This is a genomic window from Paraburkholderia kururiensis JCM 10599 = LMG 19447, from assembly GCF_003986935.1.
Lineage (GTDB): Bacteria > Pseudomonadota > Gammaproteobacteria > Burkholderiales > Burkholderiaceae > Paraburkholderia > Paraburkholderia kururiensis.
In genome coordinates, this window is record NZ_RJZE01000035.1 from 13,929 (window position 1) to 38,145 (window position 24,217).

Annotated in this window: 23 protein-coding genes; 16 read left to right on the forward strand and 7 right to left on the reverse strand. The window is 67.0% G+C overall.

Annotated elements, in window-relative coordinates; translation table 11 throughout:
• Positions 1 to 48 precede the first annotated feature (48 nt).
• The 3 genes from trpC to PKKP23_RS30475 are packed head-to-tail and all read left to right on the forward strand — an operon-like array spanning position 49 to position 2,394.
• On the forward strand, positions 49 to 834 hold the full coding sequence (gene trpC, locus PKKP23_RS30465; RefSeq protein ID WP_126879630.1) for an indole-3-glycerol phosphate synthase TrpC: 786 nt from the start codon (positions 49 to 51) through the stop codon (positions 832 to 834).
• Between the two features lie 27 nt (positions 835 to 861).
• Positions 862 to 1,515: a CYTH domain-containing protein gene (locus PKKP23_RS30470; RefSeq protein ID WP_126879631.1), complete on the forward strand. Its 654-nt coding sequence runs from the start codon at positions 862 to 864 to the stop codon at positions 1,513 to 1,515.
• A 33-nt stretch (positions 1,516 to 1,548) separates the two neighbouring features.
• On the forward strand, positions 1,549 to 2,394 hold the full coding sequence (locus PKKP23_RS30475; RefSeq protein WP_126879632.1) for a uracil-DNA glycosylase: 846 nt from the start codon (positions 1,549 to 1,551) through the stop codon (positions 2,392 to 2,394).
• 112 nt (positions 2,395 to 2,506) lie between these two features.
• Here the strand turns inward: PKKP23_RS30475 and PKKP23_RS30480 are convergent, their stop codons facing one another.
• The 4 genes from PKKP23_RS30480 to PKKP23_RS30495 form a co-directional block, all read right to left on the reverse strand.
• On the reverse strand, positions 2,507 to 3,103 hold the full coding sequence (locus tag PKKP23_RS30480) for an FMN-dependent NADH-azoreductase (protein WP_126879633.1): 597 nt from the start codon (positions 3,101 to 3,103) through the stop codon (positions 2,507 to 2,509).
• 205 nt (positions 3,104 to 3,308) lie between these two features.
• The gene (locus tag PKKP23_RS30485; RefSeq protein WP_126879634.1) at positions 3,309 to 5,135 is read right to left on the reverse strand and encodes a M61 family metallopeptidase; all 1,827 of its coding nucleotides are present in this window, start codon (positions 5,133 to 5,135) and stop codon (positions 3,309 to 3,311) included.
• 205 nt (positions 5,136 to 5,340) lie between these two features.
• Positions 5,341 to 6,066 (reverse strand): DsbC family protein, encoded by a 726-nt coding sequence (locus PKKP23_RS30490; protein ID WP_126879635.1) that lies wholly within the window; start codon positions 6,064 to 6,066, stop codon positions 5,341 to 5,343.
• Between the two features lie 108 nt (positions 6,067 to 6,174).
• Positions 6,175 to 7,347 (reverse strand): UbiH/UbiF family hydroxylase, encoded by a 1,173-nt coding sequence (locus PKKP23_RS30495; RefSeq protein ID WP_126879636.1) that lies wholly within the window; start codon positions 7,345 to 7,347, stop codon positions 6,175 to 6,177.
• 347 nt (positions 7,348 to 7,694) lie between these two features.
• Here PKKP23_RS30495 and ychF point away from each other — a divergent pair, with 347 nt between their 5' ends.
• The 8 genes from ychF to PKKP23_RS30535 all read left to right on the forward strand — a co-directional run bounded on the left by ychF (position 7,695) and on the right by PKKP23_RS30535 (position 16,342).
• Positions 7,695 to 8,789 (forward strand): redox-regulated ATPase YchF, encoded by a 1,095-nt coding sequence (ychF, locus tag PKKP23_RS30500; RefSeq protein WP_017776124.1) that lies wholly within the window; start codon positions 7,695 to 7,697, stop codon positions 8,787 to 8,789.
• A 172-nt stretch (positions 8,790 to 8,961) separates the two neighbouring features.
• A complete protein-coding gene (locus tag PKKP23_RS30505; RefSeq protein WP_126879637.1) occupies positions 8,962 to 9,285 on the forward strand; it encodes a DUF3761 domain-containing protein in 324 nt (107 codons plus the stop codon).
• Positions 9,286 to 9,495: 210 nt separating this feature from the next.
• Positions 9,496 to 11,160, forward strand: coding sequence for an energy-dependent translational throttle protein EttA (gene ettA / locus PKKP23_RS30510; RefSeq protein ID WP_126879638.1), 1,665 nt, complete (start codon positions 9,496 to 9,498; stop codon positions 11,158 to 11,160).
• 303 nt (positions 11,161 to 11,463) lie between these two features.
• Positions 11,464 to 11,991 (forward strand): 2,4'-dihydroxyacetophenone dioxygenase family protein, encoded by a 528-nt coding sequence (locus tag PKKP23_RS30515; RefSeq protein ID WP_126879639.1) that lies wholly within the window; start codon positions 11,464 to 11,466, stop codon positions 11,989 to 11,991.
• 136 nt (positions 11,992 to 12,127) lie between these two features.
• A complete protein-coding gene (locus tag PKKP23_RS30520) occupies positions 12,128 to 13,429 on the forward strand; it encodes an MFS transporter (RefSeq protein ID WP_126879640.1) in 1,302 nt (433 codons plus the stop codon).
• Between the two features lie 82 nt (positions 13,430 to 13,511).
• Entirely contained in the window at positions 13,512 to 14,240 is a 729-nt protein-coding gene (locus tag PKKP23_RS30525) for an SDR family NAD(P)-dependent oxidoreductase (protein ID WP_126879641.1), read from the forward strand.
• A 76-nt stretch (positions 14,241 to 14,316) separates the two neighbouring features.
• A complete protein-coding gene (locus PKKP23_RS30530; RefSeq protein WP_126879642.1) occupies positions 14,317 to 15,126 on the forward strand; it encodes an IclR family transcriptional regulator in 810 nt (269 codons plus the stop codon).
• A 94-nt stretch (positions 15,127 to 15,220) separates the two neighbouring features.
• Positions 15,221 to 16,342: a DUF748 domain-containing protein gene (locus tag PKKP23_RS30535; protein ID WP_240659203.1), complete on the forward strand. Its 1,122-nt coding sequence runs from the start codon at positions 15,221 to 15,223 to the stop codon at positions 16,340 to 16,342.
• A 60-nt stretch (positions 16,343 to 16,402) separates the two neighbouring features.
• On the opposite strand, the gene PKKP23_RS30540 is transcribed toward PKKP23_RS30535, so the two are convergent.
• The 3 genes from PKKP23_RS30540 to PKKP23_RS30550 all read right to left on the reverse strand — a co-directional run bounded on the left by PKKP23_RS30540 (position 16,403) and on the right by PKKP23_RS30550 (position 19,341).
• Complete coding sequence (locus PKKP23_RS30540; RefSeq protein ID WP_126879644.1) at positions 16,403 to 17,026, reverse strand: HAD family hydrolase; 624 nt, start codon at positions 17,024 to 17,026, stop codon at positions 16,403 to 16,405.
• A gap of 78 nt (positions 17,027 to 17,104) precedes the next feature.
• On the reverse strand, positions 17,105 to 18,919 hold the full coding sequence (locus tag PKKP23_RS30545; protein WP_126879645.1) for an aminopeptidase P family protein: 1,815 nt from the start codon (positions 18,917 to 18,919) through the stop codon (positions 17,105 to 17,107).
• A gap of 17 nt (positions 18,920 to 18,936) precedes the next feature.
• Positions 18,937 to 19,341, reverse strand: a complete 405-nt coding sequence (locus PKKP23_RS30550; protein WP_233411897.1) for a hypothetical protein — start codon at positions 19,339 to 19,341, stop codon at positions 18,937 to 18,939.
• A 196-nt stretch (positions 19,342 to 19,537) separates the two neighbouring features.
• Here PKKP23_RS30550 and hemA point away from each other — a divergent pair, with 196 nt between their 5' ends.
• The 5 genes from hemA to PKKP23_RS30575 all read left to right on the forward strand — a co-directional run bounded on the left by hemA (position 19,538) and on the right by PKKP23_RS30575 (position 24,166).
• Complete coding sequence (hemA, locus tag PKKP23_RS30555; RefSeq protein WP_017776135.1) at positions 19,538 to 20,824, forward strand: glutamyl-tRNA reductase; 1,287 nt, start codon at positions 19,538 to 19,540, stop codon at positions 20,822 to 20,824.
• A gap of 119 nt (positions 20,825 to 20,943) precedes the next feature.
• On the forward strand, positions 20,944 to 22,026 hold the full coding sequence (gene prfA, locus PKKP23_RS30560; RefSeq protein ID WP_017776136.1) for a peptide chain release factor 1: 1,083 nt from the start codon (positions 20,944 to 20,946) through the stop codon (positions 22,024 to 22,026).
• A gap of 16 nt (positions 22,027 to 22,042) precedes the next feature.
• The gene (gene prmC, locus PKKP23_RS30565) at positions 22,043 to 22,945 is read left to right on the forward strand and encodes a peptide chain release factor N(5)-glutamine methyltransferase (protein ID WP_240659205.1); all 903 of its coding nucleotides are present in this window, start codon (positions 22,043 to 22,045) and stop codon (positions 22,943 to 22,945) included.
• 109 nt (positions 22,946 to 23,054) lie between these two features.
• The gene (gene grxD / locus PKKP23_RS30570; RefSeq protein WP_017776138.1) at positions 23,055 to 23,366 is read left to right on the forward strand and encodes a Grx4 family monothiol glutaredoxin; all 312 of its coding nucleotides are present in this window, start codon (positions 23,055 to 23,057) and stop codon (positions 23,364 to 23,366) included.
• Between the two features lie 191 nt (positions 23,367 to 23,557).
• Positions 23,558 to 24,166, forward strand: a complete 609-nt coding sequence (locus tag PKKP23_RS30575; RefSeq protein ID WP_126879646.1) for a UbiX family flavin prenyltransferase — start codon at positions 23,558 to 23,560, stop codon at positions 24,164 to 24,166.
• Positions 24,167 to 24,217 lie beyond the last annotated feature (51 nt).

Below are 24,217 nucleotides of genomic sequence, written 5' to 3' on the forward strand. Positions count from 1 at the left end.
CCAACGCAACCATCGAAGCAGTAATCGAAGCGGTAAGGATCGCAAACCATGAGTGACATTCTCCAACGCATCATCGCGGTGAAACACGAAGAAGTGCGCGCCGCGCAAGAGAGCGCGCCGCTCGAAGAACTGCGGCTGGCGGCGTCGGCGCGAGACTTGCGCGACTTCGTGGGCGCCATTCGCGTGAAACACGAAAGCGGCCTCGCCGCCGTGATTGCCGAAGTGAAAAAGGCGAGCCCCTCCAAAGGCGTGCTGCGCGAGCATTTCGTGCCGGCCGAGATCGCGCGCTCGTATGCCACCCACGGCGCCGCGTGCCTTTCCGTGCTCACCGACGTGCAGTTCTTCCAGGGCAGCGCCGCTTACCTGGAAGAAGCGCGCGCCGCGTGCAACCTGCCGGTGCTGCGCAAGGACTTCATCGTCGATCCGTATCAGGTGCTCGAAGCGCGCGCCATGGGCGCCGACGCCATCCTGCTGATCGCCGCCGCGCTCGAAACCTCGCAGATGCAGGAGCTTGAAGCGTACGCGCACTCGCTCGGCCTCGCCGTGCTCGTGGAAGTGCACGACAGCCGCGAATTGCAGGAGGCGCTCAAGCTGACCACGCCGCTCATCGGCATCAACAATCGCAATCTGCGGACGTTCGAAACGTCGCTGGAAACCACGCTCGGCATGCTGCGTTCGATTCCGCACGACCGTATCGTCGTGACCGAATCGGGCATCCTCTCGCGGGCGGACGTCGAGCGCATGCGCGAACACGCGGTGAACACGTTCCTCGTAGGCGAAGCGTTCATGCGGGCCGCGGAACCGGGCGCGGAGCTTGCGCGCATGTTCTTCTGAACCCGCTCATCCGTCCCCTCAGCAGTCATGGCCATTGAACGCGAAATCAAACTGGCGTTGCCGCAGGCGCAGGTCGCCACAGCGGCCCAGTTTTTCACCGCGCGCGCCGGTCACGCCGGCCACGCCATCCGGCTCGAAAACGCCTACTTCGACACGCCGCAACTCACGCTTTCCACGGCCAGAAGCGCACTGCGTCTGCGCCGCACGCCGCAGGGCTGGCTGCAGACTTTCAAGACCGCGGGCAACGCCACCGGCGGACTGCACGCGCGGCACGAATGGGAAATGCCCGTGGCCGGCGCGGCGCTCGAAATCGACGCGCTGCTCGCGGCCTGCGACGAACCCTCGGCCGCCGCGGCACTGCAGAGCGCCGCACCGCATCTGATCGAACTCTTCCGCACGGACTTCACACGCACGCTGTGGGAGATCCACACGGATGCCGCCGACGTGGAAGCCGCCATCGACCAGGGCGAAGTCGTGGCAGAGGTGAATGGCGGTTCACCGGCGGCGCAAGTGCGCCGCATGCCGATCTGCGAGATCGAGCTGGAACTCAAGCGCGGCGACGAAGCCGTGCTGCACGCACTCGCGGCCGAACTCGGCCGGCTCGTTCCTGGCCTCGCTCCGGACAACGTCAGCAAAGCCCAGCGCGGCTACCGGCTGCGCGAAGCCACGCGCGGAGATTGAGCCGCCACGCTTTTGCTGCGACACTTGCGCGCCATGACCTCAGCCTCCCGTTCCCGATCCCGATCGCCGCAGACGTCCGCGGCATCGCAGCCCTCGCTCTTCGACGACGAGAACGCGTCCGTTGACGTGCAGCCGACCGCCGCTGCTTCCTCGTCGCACCCGCCGTTGCTCGAAGATCAGTTCGACGCGCTGCCGCCCGCCTGGCGCGAGCATTTGCGTCCATTCATGGAAAGCGACGCCTACGCGCCGCTGTGCCGGTTCGTGGACGGCGAGCGCGCCGCCGGCAAGACCGTCTATCCCGCCGACGTGTTTCGTGCGCTGCGCCTGACCTCGCCCGACGAGGTGAAGGTGGTGATCCTGGGTCAGGACCCGTACCACGGTGAAGACCGCGGCACGCCGCAGGCACATGGCCTCGCCTTTTCGGTGCCGCCGTCGGTGCGGCCGCCGCCGTCGCTGCGCAATATCTTCAAGGAGATCGCGGCCAATTTCGGGCATGACGTGCCGCAGCACGGCTGCCTCGACACCTGGGCGCGCCAGGGCGTGCTGCTGCTCAACACGGTGCTCACGGTCGAACGTGACCAGGCGGCGAGCCACGCGAAGCGCGGCTGGGAGCAATGCACGGACACGCTGATCCACGAACTGGCCATGCGTCACGAGCATCTCGTGTTCATGCTGTGGGGCGCGCATGCGCAGGCAAAGCGCGCGCTGCTGGCGGGCCGGCCGCACTGCGTGCTGGAGGCGCCGCATCCGTCGCCGCTCTCGGCGCATCGCGGCTTTCTGGGTTGCCGGCACTTCGCGCTTGCGAACGACTATCTGCAGACACACGGCCGCGCGCCCATCGACTGGCGGTTGCCCGACGAGGCCGAAGTACTCGCCTGAACGGGGCGACACGCCGCCCGGCTCGATCGCCAAAGAAAAACGCCATGGAACGTCGTGTTCCATGGCGTTTTCATGTCCGGCGTTGCCGCCGGCAGATCTGATACGTGATCGCTCAGACCGTCGCAATCGCCTCGCGCGCGCCGGCCAGCGCCGCGCTTGCCGCATCGGGACCCATGTTCAGGCCTTCGGCGTAGATGAAGTCGACGTCCGTGATGCCGATGAAGCCGAGGAACGTCTTGATGTACGGCGTCTGCGAATCCGCGGGGGTGCCGGCGTACTTGCCGCCGCGCGCCGAAACCACATACACCTTCTTGCCCTTCACCAGACCTTCGGGACCGTTCTCCGTGTAACGGAACGTGATGCCGGCGCGGGCGAGCTGGTCGAAGTAAGCCTTGAGCTGCGTCGACACGCCGAAGTTGTACATCGGGGCGCCGATCACGACGATGTCGGCGGCTTGCAGTTCGGCGATCAGCGCGTCACTGCGCGCGGCGATGGCTTGCTGCTCCGGCGTGCGCTGCTCGGCCGGCGTGAAGAAGGCGCCCAGCACGGCGTCGTCGAGGTGCGGCAGCGCGTCGGCCAGCAGGTCGCGGACGACAACCTTCGCGCCCGGCTTCGACTGTTGCAGCTTTGTGGTGAGTTCGGTGGCGAGCAGCGTCGACTGCGCGCCTTGCGAGCGGGCTGCCGAGTTGATTTGCAGAATCGTGGTCATGTTTGGCTCCATCCGGTTTCGGAACGCGCAGATGTCGCGCGAGTGGGGCCATTCTGTGGATTCGCCGGCGCGCGAAAAAGTATCGCGGCGGCGAAGCATTGTTGCATCGGTGGAACAATCGGCGGCTGGAGGCTCGGCCGACGGCCGGCCGCGCGCGGGAGACAGGTCGCGGACGTTTGCGCCCTGTCCGCCTTCCTGCCACCGTTCAGACGCCCAGCCAGCGCGAGCGCGCCGTGCGCGCCGCCGTGCGGTTATCCGCCACGACAAGCTTGTAGCGCGGCACTTCCGGGCCGTCGAGCGTGAGACGCGCGACACGCAGCTCGTCGCGGCGGAACGCGTGCACCTCGACCTTCGCGCCCGGCCGATAACGGGCGAGCAGCGCGTCCAGATTCGAACCGGTCACGCGCAGACCGTCGATTGCGACCAGCACGTCGCCTGCGGAAAGCCCCGCCTTCTGGGCCGCGCCGCCGTCATGGACCGCCGCGATCGTGCATTCGGCCGCGCCGCGCGTGCGCGCGCCGAGCGACGGCTTGCCGTCCCTGGCTCCGTTTTTGTCGCCGTTTTTGCTGCCAGGCTTGCCGAGGTCCGGTTCCAGCGACACACCAAACGGCGCCAGCAGCTCGGCGAGCGGCAGGTCGCGCGTGCCGCGCACGCCTTCCGCAAAGAGCGCCGACAAGTCCACGCCCGTCGCTTCGGCAAACAGCGCCTCGACGGCGGATTCTTCGATGCCCGTTGCGCGGCCGCGATAGAAATCGCGCCCGTAGCGCTGCCACAAGAGACGCATCACGTCGTCGAGCGACTTGCGGTTGCCCGTTTGCGCGCGAATGGTGAGATCGAACGCGAGCGCCACGAGCGACCCCTTCGCGTAATAACTGACGATGGCGTTCGCGGCGTTCTCGTCCTGGCGGTAGTACTTCACCCACGCGTCGAACGAGCTTTCCGCCACGCTCTGCTTGAGGCGCCCCGCGCCGCGCAGCACGTTGCCCACGGTCTTGCCGACGAGGTCGAAATACTCGTCCGGCGAAATCGCGCCGCTTCGCACAAGCATCAGGTCGTCGTAGTACGACGTGAAGCCTTCGAACAGCCACAGCAGCGTCGTGTAGTTTTCCTGCGTGAGGTCGTACGGCGCGAACGTGGCGGGCTTGATGCGCTTCACATTCCACGTGTGGAAGTACTCGTGACTGCACAGGCCGAGGTAAGTCCGGTAGCCCTCGGTCATCGCGTCGCGCCCCTTCACGGGCAGGTCGGTGCGATTGCAGATGAGCGCCGTGGACGCGCGGTGTTCGAGGCCGCCGTAACCGTCCGCGACGGCTTGCGTCATGAAGACGTAGCGGTCCATTGGCGCCTTCTTCGACCTCGGCTCGAAGAGCGCGATCTGCGCTTCGCAGATGCGCTTCAGGTCGGCGGCGAGGCGCTCCGTGTCGAGCGCGATCACGCGACCGGCGATCACGATGTCATGTGGCACGCCGTGCGCGTTGAAGGTGGCGAGCACGAACTCGCCGAGCGTCACCGGATGGTCGATCAGTTCGTCGTAGTCGGCTGCGCGGTACTCGCCGAATCCGTAGCGCTTCGTGCCGCGCGCTTCCGGCAGCGCCGTGGCGACGCGCCAGTGCCGATACGCCTCGCCCTCGGGGCGCTGGATGTCGACCACGCACGGCGCCGCTTCCTGCCCCAGCACGGCGAGGAAGACGCTCGTGCCGTTGAAGAAGCCCGTGGTGTCGTCCAGATGCGCGGCGCGCACCGAGAGGTCCCACGCGTACACCTCGTAGCGCAGCGTCAGCGCGCCGTTGACGGGCGCCGCCTGCCATGAATGCTTGTCGGTCTTTTCGATGCGCACCTTGCGGCCGGCTTCGTTGAACGCGCGCAGCGTGACGACGTTGCGGGCGAACTCGCGCACCATGTAGCTGCCCGGAATCCACACGGGCAGCATGAAGCGCTGGCCGGCGGGATCGGGGTCCGGCACGGTGACGGTGACTTCGAAGAGATGAGCGGCGGGATGCTTGGGAACGATGCTGTAGCGGATCGGCTTCATCGTGTGGGCTGGTTGGGGTGGCAAGTCGGTGGCAAGTCGGCGGCAGATCAGCGGCGGGCGGTGGCGGGTCAGCGGCTCGGCAGTGTGGCGAGGCGCCCTGGCCGCTGCTTGTGGCTGCCGGACGCCCGGGGCGGCGCCGGCGGCTCAAAGAGCGAGCGCCGTCCGGTTCAGAATCGACGATCCGGACGGCGGCGAGACGAGCGGTTTAGCGCACCGCCGACAATTCCTTGTCGAGCGTGGCGGCCGGCACGGCGCCGGGCAGGCGGCGGCCGTCGGCGAGGAACACGGTGGGCGTACCGGTCACGTTCATCTTCTGACCCAGCGCGAGGTTGCTGTCGAGCGCGGCCGTGTCGCACGAACCGCCCGAGGGCGCGCGGCGATCGAGCATCCATGCCTCCCAGGCCTTCGCGCGGTCGGCCGAGCACCAGATCGCCTTGGCCTTCGCCGTCGAATCGGGCGAAAGCACGGGGTACAGGAAGGTGTAGACCGTCACGTTATCCACGGACTTCAGCGTGTTCTCGAGCTGCCGGCAATACGGGCAGTTCGGGTCGGAGAACACCGCGATCTTGCGCGAGCCGTTGCCCTTCACGACCTTCACGGCGTTCGCGAACGGCAGACTCGCGAAGTCGATGCGGTTGAGGTCGGCCAGACGCGCTTCGGTCAGATTCTTGCGCGACTTCGCATCCACGAGGTCGCCGAGCAGCAGATAGTCGCCGTTCGCGTCGCTATAGATGATCTGCGAGCCGAGATTCACCTCGTAGAGCCCCGCGATGGGCGACTTCGCGATGCCCTTGATCTGGGCGTCCGAACCCAGCCGTGCTTCGAGCGTGGCCTTCAGTTTGTCGGTGACCGGGTCGGCTTGCGCCACGCCGCTCAGCAAGGTTGTGGCGGCCGCGAGTGCAAACGCCCAGTGTCGGATACGCATCTTCATTGCTGCTTCCTGGAGTTTCTGGATTAACTGCCTTGATTGACTGAGGCGAATCGCCTTGACGGGCCTTGACGGAACATCGGTCGCGCTGCCCGCACGCTGAATGGGCATTCACCCCAACGCCGCCGCGACGAGCCAGCGTTTGACGAGCGGCTGCGAGCCCACCAACGCCATGCCCGTATTGCGCACCGCGCGCGCAATGCTGCCGGGCACCGAAAAGAGCCGCTGCAGGCCGTCCGTGGCAACCACCAGCGAGCGGATGTCCTCACGCCGGCCGCGTTCGTAACGGCGCAGCAGCACGGTGTCGCCGAGGTCGCGGAACGACTCCTTCTTCGCGATCACGTCGGCGAGCACGGCGACGTCGCGCAAGCCAAGGTTCATGCCCTGGCCGCACAGCGGGTGGATCAGGTGCGCCGCATCGCCCACCAGCGCCACGCGCGGCGCGATCAGCTTGTCCACGGTTTGCAGCGCGAGCGGAAAACCGCGCGCGGGCGTCACGCATTCCAGCGCGCCGGGGTGGCCGTGCGTGGCGCGCTCCACTTCGGCGGCGAGCTGCGCCGGTGTGAGCCGCAGCAGTTCGTTCGCGTGCTCCGTGCGCGCCGACCAGACGAGCGACACGTGCGGACCCGGCAACGGCAAGAGCGCGATGATTTCGCCGTCGCGGAACCACTGGTAGGCCGTCTCGCCGTGCGGCCGCTCGGCGCGGAAATTCGCCACCACGCCGGTCTGCCGATAGTCGCGCCGCTCCACCTTCGAGCCGATCTGCGCGCGCACCCACGAGTGCGCGCCGTCGGCGCCCACCACGAGATCCGCTTCGAGCACCTGGCCGTTCGCGAGTCCGATCGTGGCGGCATCGGCTTTCACGTCGAGCCCCTGGGCGCGCGTGTCGAGCCACGTGAGATTCGGCTGGAAACGCAGCGCGGCGTCGAGCGCACGCTCGATCAGCGACGACTCCGCAATCCACGCCAGTTGCGGCACCGCAGCCTGGAAGGCGGAAAAGTGCAGCTCCGCATGAGCGTCGCCGTACACCCGCATGTCGTAGACGGGCGAGACGCGTGCGAGGTCGATTGCCTGCCAGACACGCAGCCGCTCGAGCAGCGCATGAGAACTCGCCGAGAGCGCGTAGACGCGTGCATCGAACGCCTCGTCGGCGGGCAGCGGCGAAGAGGGCTGCGCGAGCAGCGCGACACGCAGGCCGCCCTGCGTGAGTGCAAGCGCCGCAGTCTTGCCGACCAGCCCGCCGCCGATCACGGCGACGTCAAATGTCTGAGGATGGGTAGTCATCCGGCCATTATAGCTTTGGGGGGTGATGCGGCCGTGGCGGGAAAGACGGGTAGCGCACCGATAGCGAGCCCGCCGATTCCCGCCAGGACGAGCCGCCGCGCGACACAGCGCCGCGGCTTCTCCGGTCGGCCGTGCGCAGACGGAAAGCATGCCGACAGGACAGCCGTCGGACCACCACCGGGACAGGGTTACAATTACGGTTTTTGGTGACGGCCCACGTCACCGCCTCCCGACGTGCCGCCCGCGGCGCGCCGCCCGGCACGGCGCACTCCGCCCGGCCGACTGCGCGGCGCAAGACCCACCCGCCGCCCCGGCAGGCGCGTCACCACCTGATTGCAGAGAATTCCATGAGCCTCAAATGCGGCATCGTCGGCTTGCCTAACGTCGGCAAGTCCACCCTGTTCAACGCGCTGACCAAGGCGGGCATCGCCGCGGAAAACTATCCGTTCTGCACCATCGAGCCGAACGTCGGCGTGGTCGAAGTGCCGGATGCGCGGCTTCAGGCGCTCGCCGAAATCATCAAGCCCGAGCGCATCGTGCCGGCCGTCGTCGAGTTCGTGGACATCGCTGGCCTCGTGGCGGGTGCGAGCAAGGGCGAAGGACTCGGCAACCAGTTCCTCGCCAACATCCGCGAAACCGATGCCATCACGCACGTCGTGCGCTGCTTCGAAGACGAGAACGTGATTCACGTGGCGGGCAAGGTCGATCCGGTCGCGGACATCGAAGTGATCAACACCGAACTCGCGCTGGCCGACCTCGGCACCGTGGAAAAGGCGCTCGCGCGGTACTCGAAGGCGGCGAAGTCGGGCAACGACAAGGAAGCCGTGAAGCTCGCCGCCGTGCTCGAAAAGGTGCGCGCGCAGCTGGACCAGGCGAAGCCCGTGCGCGGCCTCAGCCTCTCCGAAGACGAGCAGGCGCTCATCAAGCCGTTCTGCCTCATCACGGCCAAGCCCACGATGTACGTGGCCAACGTGAAGGAAGACGGCTTCGAGAACAACGCGCACCTCGACGCCGTGCGCCGCTACGCCGAGACCGAGAAGGCGCCGGTGGTGGCAGTCTGCGCCGCGATCGAAGCGGAAATTGCCGATCTCGCCGACGAAGACAAGGAAGTGTTCCTCGCCGACATGGGCATGGACGAGCCGGGCCTGAACCGCGTGATCCGCGCGGGCTTCAAGCTGCTGGGCCTGCAGACGTACTTCACGGCGGGCGTGAAGGAAGTGCGCGCGTGGACCATCCACATCGGTGACACGGCACCCCAGGCCGCGGGCGTGATCCACACCGACTTCGAGCGCGGCTTCATCCGCGCGCAGACCATCAGCTACGACGACTTCATCGCGTACAAGGGCGAACAGGGCGCGAAGGAAGCCGGCAAGATGCGCGCCGAAGGCAAGGAGTACGTGGTGCACGACGGCGACGTGATGAACTTCCTGTTCAACGTCTGATGTAACGTCCCGGCCGTGGTTGCATGGCCGCACGCACCACACAGAGCCGCGCCACCCGCGCGGCTTTTTCTTTTCCACGGCGGCGAGGCTCATACAATCCGCTGAATGCGGCATCCGGCATCGGCCGCCCGCACGGCCATCCAACGACATCACGACAGCAAGCGAGAAGACCATGAGCCTGCTCACGCGCGTCCGTCCACGACGCCTCGACTTGAGCGCGATATGCGCGGCCGCACTCACGGCCCTCGCCCTCGCGCTGCCTTGCGTGCCGGCCTTCGCGTTCCAGCCGTCGTCCGTCCAGCCCGACGAGAGCAATCTCGACAACCACCAGACCTACCGCAACCGTGACGGCGCCACGGTCCATTCGCCGGCCCATTCGCTTTCGGGCAAGGCGCCCGAGGGTGCCACGGCGCGCTGCCGCGACGGCACCTACAGCTTCAGCCGACATCGCAGCGGCACGTGCTCGCGGCACGGCGGCGTGGCATCGTGGCTTTGAGCCCGGCCTCCCACGGCCACGCCCCGGCTCAACCCCGGCGGTGCGCCACCGCTGCCCGCAACATGGCGCGCAAGCGCTAGCCGGCACCCACGCCACCACCCCTTACAATACGGGCTTCGGACCCACGCGCCGCGCCTTGGCGCCGCCGCTATCCGGCCCCATTCTGCATCCCCCTTCCTCATCCCTTTACAGGTTCCAGACAAGACTCACATGGCCCAATACGTCTTCACCATGAACCGGGTCGGCAAGATTGTGCCGCCCAAGCGCCAGATCCTGAAAGACATCTCGCTCTCGTTCTTCCCGGGCGCGAAGATCGGCGTGCTCGGCCTGAACGGCTCGGGCAAGTCCACGCTGATTCGCATCATGGCCGGTGTCGACAAGGACATCGAAGGCGAAGCCACGCCCATGCCGAACCTCAACATCGGCTATCTGCCGCAGGAGCCGCAGCTCGATCCGCAGAAGACGGTGCGCGAGGCGGTGGAAGAGGGTCTCGGCGACATTCTCCACGCGCAGAAAAAGCTCGACGAAATCTACGCCGCCTACGCCGAACCCGATGCGGACTTCGACAAGCTCGCCGCCGAGCAGGCGAAGTACGAAGCAATCCTCGCCACCGCCGACGGCAGCGCCGAACAGCAGCTCGAAGTGGCCGCGGACGCGCTGCGCCTGCCCCCGTGGGACGCGAAGATCGAGAACCTCTCGGGCGGCGAGAAGCGCCGCGTCGCGCTCTGCAAGCTGCTGCTCGAAAAGCCCGACATGCTGCTGCTCGACGAGCCGACCAACCACCTGGATGCCGAGTCGGTGCAGTGGCTCGAGCAGTTCCTCACGCGCTTTCCGGGCACCGTGGTGGCCGTCACCCACGACCGCTACTTCCTCGACAACGCCGCCGAGTGGATTCTCGAACTCGACCGCGGCCACGGCATTCCCTGGAAGGGCAACTACAGCAGCTGGCTCGACCAGAAGGAAGAGCGCCTGAAGCAGGAAGAGTCCTCCGAGTCGGCGCGCCAGAAGGCGATCAAGAAGGAACTGGAGTGGGTGCGCCAGAACCCGAAGGGCCGCCAGGCGAAGTCGAAGGCGCGTATTGCCCGCTTCGAGGAACTGAGCAGCCAGGAATACCAGAAGCGCAACGAAACGCAGGAAATCTTCATTCCGGCCGGCGAGCGGCTCGGCAATGAAGTGATCGAGTTCAAGAACGTGAGCAAGTCGTACGGCGACCGGCTCCTCATCGACAACCTCAGTTTCAAGATTCCGGCGGGCGCGATTGTCGGCATCATCGGGCCGAACGGTGCGGGTAAGTCGACGCTGTTCCGCATGCTCACCGGCAAGGAGCAGCCCGATTCGGGCGAGATCGTGATGGGACCCACGGTGAAGCTCGCTTACGTGGACCAGAGCCGCGACGCGCTGGACGGGTCGAAGACGGTGTTCGAAGAAATCTCGGGCGGCGCGGACGTGCTGACCGTGGGCAAGTACGAGACGCCGTCGCGCGCCTATATCGGCCGTTTCAACTTCAAGGGCGGCGACCAGCAGAAGATGGTGGGCAACCTTTCGGGCGGCGAGCGCGGCCGTCTGCATCTCGCGAAGACGCTGATTGCGGGCGGCAACGTGCTGCTGCTCGACGAACCGTCGAACGATCTCGACGTGGAAACGCTGCGTGCACTCGAAGACGCGCTGCTGGAGTTCGCCGGCTCCGTGATGGTGATTTCGCACGACCGCTGGTTCCTCGACCGCATCGCCACGCACATCCTGGCGTTCGAAGGCGACTCGCAGGTCGTGTTCTTCGACGGCAACTTCCAGGAATACGAGGCGGACAAGATCAAGCGTCTCGGCGAGGAAGCCGCGCGGCCCAAGCGCATCCGTTACCGTCCGATCACGCGTTGATGCTCGCGGGGCGCTTCATGAAGCGCCCCCGTTGAACGGCGCGGCGCGCAGGTTTTCGAACTGCGCGCCGCGCCGTTTTTCCTCTGCACCCGGGCGCCCTCCTGGCGGCCGCCTCTCTCGTCACTTCACCGCTTTCGCGCAACGCTTCGCGAGATCGCCTCGCGGGCTCGCGCATGCCTCGTCCCGCTCCACCATCCCACTATTTCGGCCCTGCAGCGCCAGGTTGACAGCGCCGCGCCAATGGTTTGACCATTTGTCCACAATACGATCTATAAATCCATATTATGGACAACCGGAGACACTATGCCCGCCCCAGCCGCCGGCGCTGACGCCCTGACGCCTTATCAGCTGCCGAACCCGCCCGAAGCGCTGCCCGAAATCGTCGTGGCACCCGCCATTCCCGAAGACGAGCGCCTCTGGGTGCCGCAGGCCGAGAACGTATGGTTCCGGCCGCTCTGCCTGAACGTCTCCACCGGCTACTGGATGAACCTGCTGCGCGTGCGCAAGTCCGGCGTGCTGAGCCGGCATCGTCATCCGCAGGCGGTGCACGGCATGGTGCTCAAGGGCAAATGGCGCTACCTGGAACACGACTGGATCGCCACTGAAGGCAGCTACGTCTTCGAGCCGCCCGGCGAGACGCACACGCTCTACGTGCCCGAAGACGTCGAAGAAATGATCACGTACTTCCAGGTGAACGGCGTGATGTTCTACTGCGACCCGCACGGCAACTTCACCGGCTATGAGGACGTCTTCACGAAGCTCGACATGTGCCGCGCGCACTACGAGCGCGTGGGACTCGGTGCCGGCTACGTCGATCAGTTCGTGAGATAGCCGCGCCCGCAGCGATACCCGCAGCCGCAGCGGTAACACCACCTAAGGCAGCCACAGCGGCCCTGCACGGCCGCCGCATTTCGAAGGATTGCAGCCCCTTCCATTCACAGACTCGAAAGAGCGCAGGAGGAGACACATGCAGGTGAAGACACCGCGCCTTGGGCGCATCCAGCGCATTGCCGTGACGTTTCTCATGCTCGCGGGCATCGTCAACTATCTCGACCGCAGCACGCTTTCCATCGCCAATCACTCGGTGAGCGGGGAGCTTGGCCTCTCCGCGTCGCAGATGGGCTTGCTGCTCTCGGCCTTCTCGTTTGCTTACGCGTTTTCGCAGTTGCCGGTGGGCGCGTTGCTCGATCGGTTCGGCGCGCGGCTCATGCTCGGACTCGGCATGTTGGTGTGGTCGGTCGCGCAACTGTGCGGCGGCCTCGTGCAGACGTTGCAGCAATTTCTCGTGGCGCGCATCGCGCTCGGCATTGGCGAAGCACCGCAGTTTCCGGCCGGCGCCAAGGTGGTCAGCGAATGGTTCGCGCTGCGCGAGCGCGGCCGGCCCACCGGCATTTTCACAACGTCGTCCACCATCGGGCCCGCGCTCGCGCCGCCCATTCTCACCGCGCTGCTGCTCGCGTTCGGCTGGCGCTGGATGTTCGTCGTGATGGGCGTGCTGGGCATCGCGGTGGCGCTGGGCTGGTACATCGTCTATCGCAACCGGGGCGACGTAACGCTCGCGGAGGAGGAAGTCGTCCACCTCACCGAAGACGAGCCGCACGCGCGCGCCGAGCGCCGCATGACCTTCGCCGAGTGGCGCGGCCTGTTCGGCTCCCCTACCACGTGGGGCATGATCTTCGGCTTCATGGGCGTGATCTACATGGTGTGGCTGTACCTCACCTGGCTGCCCGCCTACCTGGAGCACGAACGGCATCTCTCGATTGCGAAGACGGGCTGGGTGGTCTCCATTCCCTACCTCTTCGGCACGCTCGGCATGCTCTCCAGCGGCTATGTGGCGGACGGCCTGATGGCGCGCGGCATGGCGCCCATCCGCAGCCGCAAGTGGCCCATCTGCACGGGCCTCATCTGCGCGGCCGTGTTCACGGTGCCCGCCGCGTTCACGCCGAACACGACGCTTGCCATCGTGTACCTCTCGCTCGCCATGTATTTCGTCAACATGGCAAGCGGCGGCGCCTGGGCGCTCGTGAGCGTGACGGCGCCGCGCCATCTGGCGGCATCGCTCGGCAGCATCCAGAACTTCGGCGGGTATTTCGGCGGGTCATTCGCGCCGTTCATTACGGGCATCGTTGTCGATCGGACGCACTCGTTCGTCAACGCGTTCCTGATCAGCGCGGCCGTGTCGTTCGCCGCGGCGCTCGTCTACATGTTCGTCGTGCGCGCGCCCATTGCCGAGCGCAGCAGCGGCGAGGCCGCCGTCGAGCTCGCATGACGCCGCAGGGCGGCCGCGCCGCCTTGCTTCTTCGTTCTTCGCCCCTGCACGAGACAAGACACGCTTCCTGTTCCCATTCGACATGACCTTTCGACCCGACCTCTTCACCGGCAAGACCGCCGTCGTCACGGGCGGCACCCAGGGTATCGGCGCGGCTATTGCGCGCCAGTTCGCGGCGCTCGGCGCGCGCGTGATTGCGGCGGGGCTCTCGCCCACCGACGCCCAGCGCGAAGCGCTCGGGCCCGGCATCGAGATCGCCGCAGCCGACGTGCGTCTTGCGAGCGACATCGAAGCGCTCTTCGCTCCGCTCGATTCGCTCGACGTGCTCGTGAACTGCGCGGGCATGATCCGTCGCGGCGAGGAGCACGAGCCGGAGGTGTTCGAGCAGGTGATCGACGTCAACCTCAACGGCACGCTGCGCGCCTGTGCCGCGGCGCGCCCGCTGCTCGCGGCGAGCCGCGGCGCAATCGTGAACACCGCGTCGATGCTGAGCTTCTTCGGCGGCGGCCTCGTGCCGGCGTACAGCGCGAGCAAGGGCGGCGTCGCGCAGCTCACGAAGTCGCTCGCCATCGCTTATGCGAAGAACGGCATTCGCGTGAACGCCGTGGCGCCCGGCTGGATCGCAACGCCGCTCACCCAGGCGCTACAGGCCGACGACGCGCGCTCGCAGGCCATTCTGGAGCGCACGCCGCTCGCCCGTTGGGGCGAGCCCGAGGACATCGCGCCCGTGGTCGCGTTCCTGTGTTCGCCGGCCGCCGCGTTCGTCACGGGAACCGTGCTGCCCGTGGACGGCGGGTACCTCGTATCGTGACGAGCACAGGGTGACGGCGTGATACCGTTGCGTCCGCTTACGCCCGTCTAGCCCACGCTACACATTTGTTCCGACCATGCCGAACCCCGCTGCCGACGCCATCGAAGCCGCCCGTGCCACCGGCACCGCCGCCTTCTCGAAGTTCATGGCGATCCTGCAACTGATCGCCGACGCCGGCACGCCGCCCACCATCGCGCAGCTCGCCACGCAAAGCGGTTTTCCGCGGCCCACGGTGTATCGCATCGTCGGTGCGCTGGTTGCGGAAGGCCTCGTGGCGGAGAGTTTGGGCGGCAGCACGTTGATTCCGGGCCCGCGTTTGATGACGCTCGCCAGCCGCAGTTGGGAACGCTCCGACCTGCGCGTGGCGGCCATCGATGCGCTCCAGCAACTGCGCGACGCCACCCAGGAAACCGTGCACCTCGCCGTGCGCAGCGGCACGGAGATGGTCTACATCGAGAAGCTCGAAAGCCCGCATGCGGTGCGGATGGCGTCGCGCATCGGCACGCGCGTGACGCTCTATTCGAGTTCGGTGGGCAACGCGTACCTCGCGGCCCTCGATGCGGCCACGCGCGATGCCTTGCTGCGCACGCTCACGCTGAAGCGCCTCACGCCCAACACGATCGTGGAGCCCGCTGCGCTTGCCGCGGAACTCGACGCAACGCGCGAGCGCGGCTATGCCGAAGACCGCGAAGAAAACGAGGCGCAGATCTTCTGCTACGGCTGCGCGATCATCGGCCGAGGCGGTGTGCCGGTGGGCAGCATCAGCGTGAGCATTCCGCTCTTTCGCAAGAGCGCGACGCCGCTCGAAACCTACGTTGCGCCCTTGAAGACGGCGTGCCGCGCCGTGAGCGAACGGATCGCGCCGCTGCCCGCCGGCAGCTTCTGAGCGCGGGCGCGAATATTGCGCCTCGGCGCCATGCAAAGGCGCAGCAGCACAGAACTCAACGAGCGACGAGGATGACGAGGCAATGGACACGGCCATGTCCCGCAGCAAACGCATCGCGGCGATTGTCGCGGGGGCTGTCGTCGTAGTGCTCGCGGGGGCGACCATCGCGGTCTACATCGCCGAACGCGAAGTCAGGGAGTACGTGGTGGCCGCGCTCGGTCCGCAAGGCAGCGCCGCGCGCATCGACGTGGGACTCACCGCCATCGCACTCACCGACGTGCGGCTCAAGGCGCCGGCCGGCTGGCCCGCGCAGGACGCGCTGCGCGCCGCCCACGTCACCATCGTTACCGACCTGCGCGACCTGATGGCGCGAAGGCTCCACGTGCGCGAGGTCGCGGTGAGCGGCTTCGACCTGACGGTGCGGCGCGCGCCCGACGGTCGCATCGAACTGCTGCCGGGACTGCGCCAAACGCTCGCCAGCCCGGGTGACGCCGCTCCGACAAGCAGCGACGAGGACACGCTGCCGCGCGAGAAGCGCATCGACCGCATCGCCTTCGAAGACGGCACGTTCGATTTCTACGACGAATCGGTGAGCCGGCCGGCATGGCACATCGCCGTGACGAACGCGCGCGCCACTGTCGGGCCGCTGCACTTCCCCGCGCTGGCCGAACCATCGAACGTGAACGTGACCGGCGCCATTCGCGGACCATCGCACACGGGCACCCTCTCGTTCGCGGGCTGGATCGCCCTTGCGAACCGCGACTCACAGACCACGACGAAGCTCGCGGGCGTCGATGTCGTGCGATTCGCGCCGTATCTGCTCAAGAAAGTGGGCACGAAAACGCAGATCGCCGCCGGCACGCTGGATGCGTCGGTGGAAGCCTCGGTGCGTAATGACCAGTTGCGCGCGCCCGGCACGATCACGCTGCACCACCTCGAACTCGCAGACACGGGCGATCCGCTCGACACCTTCATGTCGATTCCCACCAAGGCCGCCGTGGCCGCGCTCAAGCGCCGCCACGACGACATCACGCTGCACTTCGTGCTGGCGGGCAATCTGCACGACCCGAAGTTCTCGCTCAACGAGAACCTCATGACGAAGATGGGGAGCGGCTTTGCGAGCGCCCTCGGCGTGAGCGTCGAGGGCGTGGCGAAAGGCGTGGGCGAAACGGCGAAGGGGCTGGGCGGCGCGCTGATGAATCTGCTCGGGCAGTGATGCCCTTGCCGTCACGTCAGTCACGTCACGTCACATACGCAGCGTGCGTAAAGGCGCGCCTCAGATGGGCAGGCCGAGGGCGCGCAGCTTCGCGTCGGTCTCGGCGTTGCTGGTGTGATGCACGCCGTGCCAGCCGAGTGCCGTGGCGGCTTGCGCGTTCTTGAGGTTGTCGTCGATGAAGACAAGTTCGCCGGGCTGCACGCCGGGCAGATGCGCGTCGATGCGGCGAACCATTTCGGCGAAGATCGCGGGGTCCGGCTTCACCAGCTTCACGCGGCCCGACACCACGATGTCGCGGCAGCGGCGCAGGATCGGAAAGTTCTCCCACGCGTACGGAAACGTCTCCGCCGACCAGTTCGTGAGCCCGAACAGCGGCACGCCCGCCGCTTCCAGTCTCTCGAATGTTTCGACGCCGCCGTCGAGCAGCCCGCCCAGCATCTCGTGCCACCGTTCGTAGAACGCGCGGATCAACGGCTCGTGATCGGGAAACTTCGCGACGAGTTCGGCGGTGCCTTCCTCGATGGTCTGGCCGCCGTCCTGCTGGATGACCCAGTCCATCGCGCAGACGTGCGTGAGAAACCAGCGGCGCTCGGCTTCGTCGGGAATCAGTTCGCGGTAGACGTACTCAGGGCTCCAGTCCACGAGCACACCGCCGAAATCGAACACGACTGCCTTGATGGTCATACGAGCTCCCGTTTGGCTTGCCAGCCTGCGCTGCGTCGTTTGCGTCCCTGCGTTTGCGTCCCTGCTTTGCCCCAGCCCTCACACCGGCTGCGTGCGCGCCTCAATCCACGTCTTCGCGTCGCCGCTCACGTGCGGCGAGACGCGCGCGCGCACCGTCTCGTGGTACGCGTTGAGCCACGCCCGTTCGTCGTCGCGCAAGAGCTGCAAGGCGAGGCAGCGCGTGTCGATGGGACACAGCGTAAGCGTTTCGAACTTCAGGAAGTCGCCGAATTCCGTGGTTTCGGACGCCACGTTCAGCACGAGGTTCTCGATGCGCACGCCCCACTTGCCCGGACGGTAGATGCCCGGCTCCACCGAGGTGATCATGCCCTCTTCCATCGCCGTCCACGGCTCGGGCGGCGCGTAGTAGGAAATCACCTGCGGCCCTTCGTGCACGTTCAGGAAGTAGCCCACCCCGTGGCCCGTGCCGTGACCGTACTCGGCACCCGCTTCCCAGATGGGCGCGCGCGCAATGGCGTCGAGCATCGGCGAGCGCACGCCGCGCGGAAACTGCGCGCGAGAGAGCGCCATCATGCTTTTGAGCACCACGGTGAAGTCGCGCTTCTCGGCGTCGCTGATTGTGCCCACGGGAACGACGCGCGTGATATCCGTCGTGCCGTCCAGATACTGGCCGCCCGAATCGATCAGCAGCAAACCATCGCCTTCGATCACGCTGTGCGATTCCGGCGTCGCCCGATAGTGCGGCATGGCGCCGTTCGCCTTGAAGCCCGCGATGGTCGCGAAGCTCGGCGAAATGAAGCCGGCGCGGCGCGCACGGGCAGCGGTGAGCCGCTCGTCGATGGTGAGTTCGGTGACGCGTTCGCGACCTAGCGCACCTTCGAACCACGCGAAGAATTCCGCGAGCGCGGCGCCGTCCTGCTCCATGGTCGCGCGCACGTGGCCGGCTTCCGGCCCGGTCTTGCACGACTTGAAGAACGTGGACGGATTGATGGACTCCACGATCTTCACGTTCGCCGGCACCTGTTGCATGAGGCCGAACGTGACGCGGCGCGGATCGACCAGCAGCGCAGCGCCGGCCGGCAGCGCGGCGAGCGCGCCGGCTGCCCCGGAGTACGGTTCGATGCGCACGCCGTCGCGCGCGAGTGCCTCGGCGAGCCGCTCGGGCACTTTGCCGTCGGCGACGAAGAGCGTGGCGCGATCCAGCCCGATCAACGCGTGCGCGACGAACACCGGGTTGTAGTTGACGTCCGCGCCGCGCAGGTTCAGCAGCCAGGCGAGGTCGTCGAGCGTGGAAACGAAGTGCCACTGCGCGCCCTTCTCCTGCATGGCGCGGCGCACGCGGTCGAGCTTGCCCGCGCGTGTCACGTCCGCGTGCGGGGCCGCGTGCTCGTAGACGGCGGCAACAGGAAGCGAAGGGCGGTTCGGCCAGACGGCGTCGAGCAGATCGAGGTCGGTGCGCAGCTTCACGCCGCGCGCGCCCAGCGCGCCTTCCAGCGCCCGCGCCGCCGCCACGCCAAGTACCGCGCCGTCCACGGCAACCGTCGAACCCGCAGGCACGTTCTGCGCGAGCCATTCGACATGAGGCTGCGTCTGCTGGCCACCCGTCATCTTCATGAGCTGCACGCCGGTGCCCGCCAGTTGCGCCTGCGCCTGGACCCAGTAGCGGCTGTCCGTCCACACGCCCGCGAAGTCGTCGGTCACGACGAGCGTGCCCGCCGAGCCCGTGAATCCGGATAGCCACTGTCGGGCCTGCCAGCGCTCGGGCAAGTACTCGGACAGATGGGGGTCGGCGGATGGCACGAGGCAGGCCGCAACGCCCTGGGTGGTCATGGCGGCGCGCAGCGCGGTGATCCGTTCGGGAATGGAGGAGGTTTCGGGAAGTCGGGCGTTCATTGTTTCACCTGCGGGATTCAGCGACGCGACGCAAGGCCGGCCGTCACGGCAACGGCGAGAAGCGCGGCGGCCGTGCAAACCGGCCATTCGAGCGTATCGCCGTCAAGGAAGATGCCGGTCACGCTGCCGGCCATTTTGGCGATTGCCGCGCCGGCCACGCCGGCCGCGATCGCAATGGCCATCTGCATGCCGCGGCGGCTGCGTGCACTACGATTACGCCGCGGGTGGAGCCACCAGCCGGCCAGACCGACCGCGGCACCCAGCACGACGATGCCAGTCCAGCCCATCAGCAGCCGCGCGCCTTCGCTATTTTCTGGCCTGTCGGACGGAAGGGAGGAACGCGGAGGCTTGCGGAGCGTGACATATTGTTCTCGGAGATTTTCACAGAAACCCGCCCCAAACGGGGGAATCCGACTGGACATTGGCGTGCAGGTCGACGTCGCACGCCGGACGCAGGCAGGCGTCGAGTGTAGGGGGCCAGATGTCCCAAAGCAAGCGCAAGCGGGTAAGCGCCGCGAGGCCGCACGACCACGCCGGCACTCGCGCCTGCCGGTGCGCCCCGCCCCATGCGGCAAAGCGGGAAACGCTATAATGGAGCCTTCGACCATAGCCCCACGTATGCAGCTTCTAACGATCGGAATTAATCACCACACCGCGCCCGTCGCCTTGCGCGAACGCGTGGCGTTTCCGCTCGAACAGATCAAGCCTGCACTCGATACGTTCCGCGAGGCCTGGTCGGCGCGCCGCTCGCTGGCCGCGCCGGAAGCCGCGATTCTCTCCACCTGCAACCGCACCGAGCTTTACTGCGCCACCGACGACCGCGCCGCGCGCGACGCCGCCATCCAGTGGCTCTCGGCGTACCACAACGTGGCGGTCGACGAACTCGCGCCGCACGTCTACGCGCTGCCGCAGTCCGAAGCCGTGCGCCACGCGTTTCGCGTCGCGTCGGGGCTCGATTCGATGGTGCTCGGCGAAACGCAGATTCTCGGTCAGATGAAAGACGCGGTGCGCACCGCATCCGAAGCGGGCGCGCTCGGCACGTACCTGAACCAGCTTTTCCAGCGCACGTTCGCCGTGGCGAAGGAAGTGCGCGGCACGACCGAAATCGGCGCGCAGTCGGTTTCCATGGCCGCCGCCGCCGTGCGGCTCGCGCAGCGCATCTTCGACAAGATTTCGAATCAGCGCGTGCTCTTCATCGGCGCGGGCGAAATGATCGAACTGTGCGCCACGCACTTCGCCGCCCAACAGCCGCGCGAACTCGTGGTCGCCAACCGCACCGCGGAACGCGGCCAGCGGCTCGCCGAGCGCTTCAATGGCCGCGCCATCCCGCTTGCCGACTTGCCCGCGCGCATGCACGAGTTCGACATCATCGTGTCGTGTACGGCGTCCACGCTGCCCATCATCGGCCTGGGGGCCGTGGAGCGCGCGGTGAAAGCCCGCAAGCACCGTCCCATTTTCATGGTCGACCTCGCCGTGCCGCGCGACATCGAACCCGAAGTGGGCCAGCTCGAAGACGTGTTCCTGTACACCGTGGACGACCTCGGCGCGATCGTGCGCGAAGGCAACGCCTCGCGCCAGGCAGCCGTCGCGCAGGCGGAAGGGATTATCGAAACGCGCGTGCAGAATTTCATGCAGTGGCTGGAGGCGCGCAGCATCGTGCCGGTGATCCGCCATATGCATACCCAGGCCGACGCGCTGCGCCGTGCCGAAGTCGAACGCGCGCTGCGCATGCTGGCGCGCGGCGACGACCCGACGGCCGTGATCGAGACGATGTCGCAGGCGCTCACGAACAAGCTGATCCACGGCCCGACTCACGCGCTGAACCGCGCAAGCGGTGAAAACCGCGATACGCTCATCGAACTGATGAGCGGCTTCTACCGGCACTCAGGCCCGTCCGAGCGTTAGCGGCACTGCAGCACGCCGCGCCGAGCCTGCTGAAGCTCGCTCGCGGCTCACAACGCCTCGGGTCGCTACCCGGCCCCACCCATTCCCGCAGTCCTTTACGGAGCCCCTGGCACCGCCCGATGAAGACGAGCATGCAAAACAAGCTCGACCAGCTCACCACCCGGCTGGCCGAACTGAACGACCTGTTGAGCCGCGAGGACATCACCTCGAACATCGATCAATACCGCAAGCTCACACGCGAGCATGCGGAACTCGGCCCGGTCGTGGAGCACTACGCGCTCTGGCGCCAGGCGCAGAACGACGCGGCCACGGCGCAGGAACTGCTGGCCGACGCGTCGATGCGCGAGTTCGCCGAAGAAGAAGTGCGCGCCTCGCGCGAACGCATGGCGCAGCTCGAAGGCGAACTGCAGAAAATGCTGCTGCCGAAGGACCCGAACGACGAGCGCAACATCTTCCTCGAAATCCGTGCGGGCACGGGCGGCGACGAGTCGGCGCTGTTCGCGGGCGACCTGCTGCGCATGTATCTGCGCTACGCGGAACGCAACCGCTGGCAGGTGGAGATGATCTCCGCGAGCGAGTCGGACCTGGGCGGCTACAAGGAAGTGATCGTGCGGATCGCGGGCGAGAAGGCCTATTCCAAGCTCAAGTTCGAGTCGGGCGGACACCGCGTGCAGCGCGTACCGGCCACCGAAACGCAGGGGCGCATCCACACGTCGGCCTGCACGGTGGCGGTGATGCCGGAAGCGGACGAAATCGGTGAAGTGGAGATCAATCCCGCGGACCTGCGCATCGACACATTCCGCGCCTCCGGTGCGGGCGGTCAGCACATCAACAAGACGGATTCGGCCGTGCGCGTCACGCACATTCCCACCGGCATCGTCGTGGAATGCCAGGACGACCGTTCGCAGCACAAGAACAAGGATCGCGCGCTCAAGGTGCTCGCCGCGCGTATCAAGGACAAGCAGTACCAGGAGCAGCACGCGAAAGAAGCGGCCACACGCAAGAGCCTGGTGGGCTCCGGCGACCGCTCGGAGCGCATTCGCACCTACAACTTCCCGCAGGGCCGGCTCACCGACCACCGCATCAACCTTACGCTGTACCGCCTCGACGCCATCATGGACGGCGAGCTCGATGAATTGATCGCGGCGCTCGTGACCGAGCATCAGGCCGAGCAGCTTGCGTCGCTTGGCGACGCGGATTGACGGGCAGCCGTAGAACATGAACCACGACGCGCGACAACAGGACGACGCCAGCGCGAGTGCTGGCCCGAAGGCCGGCGAGCCTGGCGCGACGGCGGCTGCGTTGCTGCGCGCGTCGCCGCTGCCCGCGCTCGAAGCGCGCATCCTGCTCGGTCACGCGCTGGGCTGGCGCCGCACGGAACTGATCACGCGCGGGGCCGAACCGCTCGACGAAGACGCCATCGCGCGGTTCCATTCGCTCGAATCGAGGCGCGTGGCCGGCGAGCCCGTCGCGCAACTCGTGGGCCAGCGCGAATTCTACGGACTGGATTTCGAAGTCACGCCGCACGTGCTGATTCCGCGGCCGGAAACCGAACTGCTGGTGGAAACGACGCTCGCGGCCATCGCGGCTACGAACCGGCCGCGTGTGCTGGACCTCGGCACGGGCACCGGCGCCATCGCCGTTGCCATTGCGTCCACGCGACCCGACGCGCTCGTCTGGGCCGTCGACCGCTCCAGCGAAGCCCTCGCGGTGGCCCGACGCAACGCGGCACGGCTCGCTGACCCGGCTCGGCCTGGCGGGCCGCTCACGCTGATCGAAAGCGACTGGTACGCCGCGCTCGACCCGGCGCTGCGCTTCGACGCGATCGTGACCAATCCGCCGTACATCGCGAAGAACGACCCGCACCTGGTTCAAGGCGACCTGCGCTTCGAACCGCGCGGCGCGCTCACCGACGAAGCCGACGGACTCGCGGCCATCCGTCGCATCGTGGCCGGCGCGCCGGCCTGGCTCGCGCCGCGCGGCGCGCTGTGGATCGAGCACGGCTACGATCAGGCCGAGGCAGTGCGCGCGCTGCTCGCAGCGGCGAGCTTTCGCGAGGTGCGCTCGGAGCGGGATCTCGCCGGTATCGAACGCATCAGCGGCGGTGCGCTGGCCGCCTAGACACGGCTCGCCGCGATGTCGGCGGGTGCGCGGCACGCTCAGCCCGCTTGAACGAAATCCGCTATCATTTCCATCTATCTCGCACAAAACCGTACACGCAAGGGCGCTTATGGACACGCAACAACGCATCAAGCAAATCGTCGACGAAAACGCGGTCGTGCTCTTCATGAAGGGCAACGCGCAGTTTCCGATGTGCGGCTTCTCGGGCCGCGCGGTGCAGATTCTGAAGGCCTGCGGCGTCGACCAGTTCAAGACGGTCAACGTGCTGGAAGACGACGAAATCCGCCAGGGCATCAAGGAATTCTCGAACTGGCCGACCATTCCGCAGCTTTACGTGAAGGGCGAGTTCGTCGGCGGCTCGGACATCATGATGGAGATGTACCAGAACGGCGAACTGCAGCAGCTTTTCACCGCTGCCTGATAGACGTCCAAGCGAGACGTCCGAGCGAGACGTCCGAGCGGGAGCGGGGCTGATCGACGTACGGTTGGCGTCATTGATGCCGTTGGTACCGTTGGTCCGGCTTCCCGGTTGCGGCGCGGCGGCCTAACGTACGCCGGCCCTCCCGCCCAACGCCTTTTCGTTTCTCTCCGCTCTCCAAGGCGCCGCCTTTCATGGATTCGAACGCAGTGCGCCGCCCCGGTCCCCGACGGCTGATCGTCGCCATCACGGGGGCGACGGGCGCCATCTACGGCGTGCGCACGCTCGACATGCTGCGCCGCATGGGCGGCGTCGAAACCCATCTGCTGATCTCCAGCGCCGGCTGGCTCAACATCCAGCACGAACTTCAGCTGACCAAAGACGACCTGCACGCCCGCGCCGACGTCGTTCATTCGGTGCGCGACGTGGGCGCGAGTATCGCGTCCGGTTCGTTTGCGACCGAGGGCATGATCGTCGCGCCGTGCTCGATGAAGACGCTCGCGAGCGTCGCCCACGGCCTCTCCGACAACCTTGTCACCCGCGCCGCCGACGTCACGCTCAAGGAGCGCCGCCGTCTCGTGCTGCTCGTGCGCGAAACACCGCTCAATCTCGCGCATCTGCGCAACATGACGGCCGTCACGGAAATGGGCGGCGTGATCTTCCCGCCGTTGCCCGCGTTCTACAACCGCCCCACTACGCTCGACGAAATGGTGGACCACACCGTGGGCCGCGTGCTCGATCTGTTCGCGCTGGGGCCGGCGCTCTCGCCGTCATGGACGGGCTTGCGCGGCGAAGACGAATAAACGCAGTCCGCACGCACCGCAGCTCGTCATTCACAACGTCAGAGATGCAAT